The organism is Acinetobacter sp. YH01022, assembly GCF_013420235.1.
Lineage (GTDB): Bacteria > Pseudomonadota > Gammaproteobacteria > Pseudomonadales > Moraxellaceae > Acinetobacter.
In genome coordinates, this window is record NZ_VOYP01000026.1 from 37,683 (window position 1) to 43,816 (window position 6,134).

The following is a 6,134-nucleotide window of genomic DNA, read 5'->3' on the forward strand; positions in this document are numbered from 1 at the left end:
CAAGTCAGCAGCCAAAATGAAAAAACTGGTGGTCTTTTCCGGTGCTGGCATGAGTGCCGAAAGTGGCATCAACACTTTTCGGGACAGTGATGGCTTATGGGAGCAGTACCGAATCGAAGACGTCGCCACACCTGAAGCCTGGAAACGTGATCCGGAACTGGTCCAGCGTTTCTATAACCAACGGCGCAAAAATATTCTCTCTGCCAAGCCCAATGCAGCCCATCTGCTGATTGCCGAACTTGAAGAGTTTTTTGATGTGCATGTCATTACCCAAAACATTGACGACCTGCATGAACGCGCTGGAAGCAGCCAGGTCATTCATCTGCATGGCAATATCCGGCTGGCGAAAAGCTCCGGTCCAAACGCTGAGTACAGCACTGAATTCTATCCGGTCGAAGGCTCTGAGCTGGATTTGAGTAAACACTTCAGCAAGGATGGCTATCCTTTACGTCCACATGTGGTGTGGTTTGGCGAGGCTGTGCCTGCTTATGCCGATGCACAAGACTGCGTACAGGATGCGGATATTTTTATCGTGATTGGCACCAGCCTGCAGGTTTATCCCGTAGCAGGTTTAATTTATGAAATTCCAGCGCATTGTAGCGCTTACTATATTGACCCCAAGGCGGACCGGCAGCGGCTCCCGCCACAATTCCAGAAAATTGTGATGACTGCTACTCAAGGCATGCAACATCTAAAAGAATGGTTAGGACAACAGCACTAAACTGTTCTGTTCAATAGCAAAACGACACAGCAGCCATTGACATAATGCAACAATAATTTTTTAATCTGCTTATTGTTGCATAAATGGAATTCTTAAATGCTGACCGATCTTGATGATTTTTATTGCTTTGCCTTAGTGGTGGAACATGGAGGGTTTAGTGCAGCAGAACGCGCAACCGATATTCCAAAATCAAAATTAAGCCGCCGCGTTTACAATCTGGAAGAACATTTAGGTGTGCGGCTGATCCAGCGCAGTTCCCGCCATTTTGCCGTAACCGACATTGGCATGAATATTTACCGCCATGCCCAAGTCATGATGAATGCTGCACAAGCGGCCCACGATCTGGTCGACCATCTCAGCATTCAGCCACGCGGTGTGATTAAGGTCAGCCTGCCTGTTTCAATTGCGCAAAATGAAATTGCCAAGATTTTACCGAAATTCCTGAAAACCTATCCTGAAATTAAGGTACAGCTCATTGTCAGTAACCGCCGTGTCGATATTATCAATGAAGGCATTGATGTGGCACTCCGGGTACGTTCCAATCTGGATGATGACCCGAATCTGGTTTTACGCAAATTTGAAAATATCGAACAGCACCTGTTTGCCAGCCAGGCCTACCTGAATGAATTTGGTGACTTAAAACAGCCGGAAGATTTAAGCGATCATCAGATTCTCAGCATGTCGGATGAGCATTTAGACCAGTATATTGTTGTACACGATAATAAAAAACAGCAGAAGAAAATCAAGGTCAATCCCGTGGTGATGGGGTCTGACCTGATGATGCTGGCACAACTGGCACGACAAAATTGCGGCATTGTGCTATTGCCTGACAGCATTGTTCAGGACTATGTTCAAAGTGGTGAACTGGTGCGTGTACTGCCGGACTGGAAAGCACCGCATGGTATTTTCCATGCAGTCTATCCTTCACGCCGTGGCTTGCTCCCCGCGGTCCGTGTCTTTATCGACTATTTGGTGGAACAGCTCAGCAAGTATTAATACTTATGCCTCTGCTTGGAAAAACAATCAGGTTTATCTTCAAGCCAGCGGACGATGCCTCTGAGTTGTTGCTTGCACCCTACAAACGGCTAGACTGATCACAAAAAAGTAAAATTCACTTGAGTAATACAAAATTTTAGGCAAAAAAAAGCTTATCCGAGGTGGATAAGCTTATAAACTTTAAATAAGGAAAAATAAGAAACTACAGCTAGAATCTATAGTTGTATAATACAAAGAAAAAATATACAAATCTAATATATAAAATATATTACAAAATAATAATAAAAATAATTTTATTATATAAATCAACAACTTAAATTAAAATTAATAGATTTTAAAACTTAATTTGAACATAAAACCAACAATTCTATACCAAAGTATAAACAATCTATTTCATTTTATCTTTCTCGTTTAAATTTCAGGATATGAACCGGTACCTTCTGGCCAAGGAGATAAAAGCTCAAAACCGGTATCTGTTACAGCAACCATGTGTTCCCATTGGGCGGTTAATGAACGGTCAGCAGTCACTACGGTCCAACCATCTTTAAGCTCTTTGACACGCGCCTTGCCTGCATTGACCATCGGTTCAATGGTAAAAACCATGCCCTTTTTAAGGATCAGACCTTGACCAGGCTGCCCATAATGCAGCACATTCGGCTGTTCATGATAGACCTTGCCAATGCCATGACCGCAGTACTCACGGACAATGCTATAACCTTCACGATGAGCCACCGATTGAATGGCAAAACCGATATCGCCTAAAGTTGCGCCCGGTTTCACCGCATGAATGCCGGCTACCATGGCTTCATAGGTGGTTTCAACCAGTTTTTTCGCTTCCGGTTTTACATTTCCGACATAATACATCCGGCTGGTATCGCCAAAATACCCATCTTTAATGATTGCCACATCAATATTGATAATGTCGCCATCCTGCAAAATGGTGTTTGGCGATGGGATACCGTGACACACCACTTCATTTGGAGAGATACAGGTGGTTTTGGTGTAGCCATAATAACCTACATTGGCCGGAATCACTTTTAAGGTATTCACAATAAAATCATTACAGATATCATCCAGATATTCCGTACTTACTCCAGGCTTGACATACTTCCCTATCATCTCCAAAACCTGAGCAGCCAAACGTCCGGAAATACGGAGTTTCTCTAAATCTTGCTCAGTTTTAATGGTAATAGTGGAAGCTTTCATTGCATCATCCTCAGGAATAAGGCTTATGATTATAGTCCTTTTACATTAATTTTGTTTAATATGAGTAGATAAACAGTGGAGTTTTGAACCTTTTTAGCCAACTGTGTGATTAATTTATATACATTTAAATAACCCTAACTGAAAATTAAAAAATTACTTAAATAATTAAAAAAGAATAATATTTTATATTTTTTTATTTTTTACCCATTAATCAAATATATAAATAGACTTAAATTTTCCCAGTTGCTCATTTTAGTGGAGGATTAAATTACTAAAATTTATAAGTCGCATAAAAGCAACTATAAAAAAGCTCGGATATCCTCTAAAATCGCTTTTTTTTTAATTCCTCTCCCCATTTATGACGAATCTCCGTACAAGGGATATTATTGCCTTGGGTTTTATGACTTTTGCACTTTTTATTGGTGCGGGCAATATTATCTTTCCACCAATTGTCGCTCAACAAGCGGGTGAACATGTATGGTTAGCTGCTTTAGGTTTTCTTATTACTGCAGTTGGCCTGCCTGTTATCACCATTATGGCACTTTCACGTGTAGAAGGATCAATCCAGAATTTAAGTTCACCTCTGGGTAAAATCGCCAGCCTGATTTTAACCATTGTATGTTACTTAGCTGTTGGTCCTCTATTTGCAACACCTCGTACAGCCACAGTTTCCTATGAAATCGGTTTCTCTTCCTATTTTGGTACATCAAGTAGCAGTCTGCTGATTTATAGTGCAATTTATTTTGCAGTCGTCACTGTTATTTCCTTATATCCCAACAAACTGCTCGATACTGTCGGCCACTTCCTGGCACCTTTAAAGATTATTTCTTTGGCAGTATTAGGTATCTCTGCATTTGTCATTCCTGCTGGATTCATTTCACCAGCAATTAACAACTATGCGACTGCCCCAGTTTCTGAAGGTTTTGTCAATGGTTACTTAACTATGGACACTTTGGGTGCATTGGTATTTGGTATTGTTATTATTCACGCAATTCATTCACGTGGTGTAACAGATAAAAAACTGGTGACCAAGTATGCCGTGATTGCCAGCCTGATTTCTGGTGCAGGTTTAACCTTGGTTTATTTAAGCCTGTTTAAACTCGGTTTAGGCAGCCATGAAATCGCTCCAAATGCAGCAAATGGTGCAGTGATCCTGCATGCCTATGTGCAGCATGCTTTTGGTGATATTGGTTCTGTATTCTTGACCGGCATGATTTTCCTGGCCTGTATGGTAACAGCGATTGGTTTAACCTGTGCTTGTGCAGAATACTTCTCTGAACTGACTAAAGTTCCTTATAAAATTTTAGTGTTTGTTCTGGTTGGTTTCGCTTTCATCATTTCAAACCTCGGTTTAACCAAACTGATTGCTGTGTCTGTACCTGTTTTAAGTGCCATTTATCCACCAGCAATTGCAGTGATTCTACTGAGCTTCTTGTGGAAATTTTTCAACAGGCCTGCTTATGTGGTTGCACCAGTAACTGCAGTGGCCCTGTTATTCGGTATTTTTGACGGCCTGAAAGTTGCAGGACTTGAAGCCTACTTACCTAGTTTCATTCAAAATCTACCGTTAAATGCACAAAATTTAGCATGGCTGATTCCATCTATTATTGTGCTGATTATTGCTATCGTCATCGATAAAGTTAGAAAATAACTGAGTTGATGTGCTTAAAATCTGGTTTTACCCAAACCTGATTTTAACCGTGATCAATAAAACATCATGTTTTACCCAAACTGGGTTTTATTGTTTACATCCTCATCAATCCAACATGGTTGCTTAAACATATAAAATTCAATCAGTCACGATTAGACTGATCCTGCCGTATCCCGTCCCAAACCTTGATACACTTCTAGACTGGCATCAATATTGCTTCTTTTATATTCACTATTGTTGAGTATCTTGACATCTTTTTAACTAGTAAGAATGTATGAGGAGGATAATTGCATATTCAGAAGAAATATCCAGCATTTATATGTTGAATAAAATCAGGCTATAAACTTATGTCTAACATATTTTTATGACAAAATAGTGACATCAACTATTGAAATGAATCGAAATACCAAGTACAACAATAGAAACTAATCTGACTAAAACAATTAGGTTTAGGTCAATATATAACCGGAGGAGTGGAGATGTTATCATTACATTTCAATAAAGAAATCTTCATTAACGCTCTAAAAGCAAATAAGAATATGGTCACTTACTTGAGTACTACGGTTGCTCTGATTGTGACACTCATTATTCATGGTTTAATTCAAGGCAACTTAAAACCTGAATTCTTTATGTATGCTTTTATTGTATCGGTAGCTTTCTATGTGTGGGCTGTGGTCGATCAGAAATACCGTCAACAGAAGCAAAATACTTCTACAGAATAAAAGATGGGTGAACTATCACCCATCTTAATAATAATTAATCATCCAGAACTTATACCAAAATCACCAATCATCAAGTTAAAACTTTCACTAGGCCGATCATTGTACCAAGCAATAATCCTGTTGTAGCAACCAACTCTCCAATGATCAGAAAAATCATTGCACTGCTTAGTATCCATTTTGGCAAATGCCAACGTCCCATTTGATGAGGTTGCTTAAACTGATTGGTCGTATCTTTCAGCCAGCCATGTAACACATAACTTAAAATTGAAAAGCTAAAAAAGAAAAGATTGATCAATACAAAAGTAAAGTTAAGTCCATCACTCCAAACTGAAAAATAAGCTAGAATTGCAATAATCAGGCTGGCTGGTGCATAGAGCAAGCTACTTCTATGCGCAATATCAACATAATAATGGGCCCGCGCCTGTGCTGAATGATGAATCTGATAATATTTCCATACCCCGGTCAGCATACCCACCCAAAGAAAAACACCACTAAACAACACGGCCCAAGCTACAGCCTGTGTTAAATTTTCCGCTTCCATGCATTTATATCCTTATTTTTAGATCGTTATTTTGACTTTAAAGTCATGAATTATACAAGTTTCTTTTTAGAACTTGGCTACAGTAGTTACCATATATACTTATTCCATATTCTCCATATGAACACTTTTGAATCATTAACAATTACCTGTAAAGATGGATATTCACTTAAGTGTCAACGGCATTCTAAAATTGACCCCTTTTACCTTACAAATGGCAAAGTAAAATTGACCCCTTTGATCTCGTATTAAGTTTCAACCTGAGGCTGAATCCCTATTCTTTTTTTATCCTTCAAACGA

6 protein-coding genes are annotated in these 6,134 nt (G+C 39.4%); 4 read left to right on the top strand and 2 right to left on the bottom strand.

What is annotated here, in order from left to right; all coding sequences use genetic code 11:
* The first annotated feature begins 16 nt into the window (after positions 1-16).
* Positions 17-721 (top strand): Sir2 family NAD-dependent protein deacetylase, encoded by a 705-nt coding sequence (locus tag FTT87_RS10625; RefSeq protein WP_180043735.1) that lies wholly within the window; start codon positions 17-19, stop codon positions 719-721.
* Positions 722-817: 96 nt separating this feature from the next.
* The gene (locus FTT87_RS10630) at positions 818-1,717 is read left to right on the top strand and encodes a LysR substrate-binding domain-containing protein (protein ID WP_180043737.1); all 900 of its coding nucleotides are present in this window, start codon (positions 818-820) and stop codon (positions 1,715-1,717) included.
* A gap of 411 nt (positions 1,718-2,128) precedes the next feature.
* Here the strand turns inward: FTT87_RS10630 and map are convergent, their stop codons facing one another.
* A complete protein-coding gene (map, locus tag FTT87_RS10635) occupies positions 2,129-2,923 on the bottom strand; it encodes a type I methionyl aminopeptidase (RefSeq protein WP_180043739.1) in 795 nt (264 codons plus the stop codon).
* Between the two features lie 358 nt (positions 2,924-3,281).
* On the opposite strand from map, the gene brnQ reads away from it, so the two are divergent.
* Both brnQ and FTT87_RS10645 read left to right on the top strand, forming a co-directional pair.
* Positions 3,282-4,574, top strand: coding sequence for a branched-chain amino acid transport system II carrier protein (gene brnQ, locus FTT87_RS10640; protein WP_180043741.1), 1,293 nt, complete (start codon positions 3,282-3,284; stop codon positions 4,572-4,574).
* A 479-nt stretch (positions 4,575-5,053) separates the two neighbouring features.
* The gene (locus FTT87_RS10645) at positions 5,054-5,296 is read left to right on the top strand and encodes a hypothetical protein (protein ID WP_086197385.1); all 243 of its coding nucleotides are present in this window, start codon (positions 5,054-5,056) and stop codon (positions 5,294-5,296) included.
* 70 nt (positions 5,297-5,366) lie between these two features.
* Here FTT87_RS10645 and FTT87_RS10650 read toward each other — a convergent pair whose 3' ends face one another.
* Positions 5,367-5,837: a hypothetical protein gene (locus FTT87_RS10650; protein ID WP_180043743.1), complete on the bottom strand. Its 471-nt coding sequence runs from the start codon at positions 5,835-5,837 to the stop codon at positions 5,367-5,369.
* Positions 5,838-6,134: the final 297 nt, after the last annotated feature.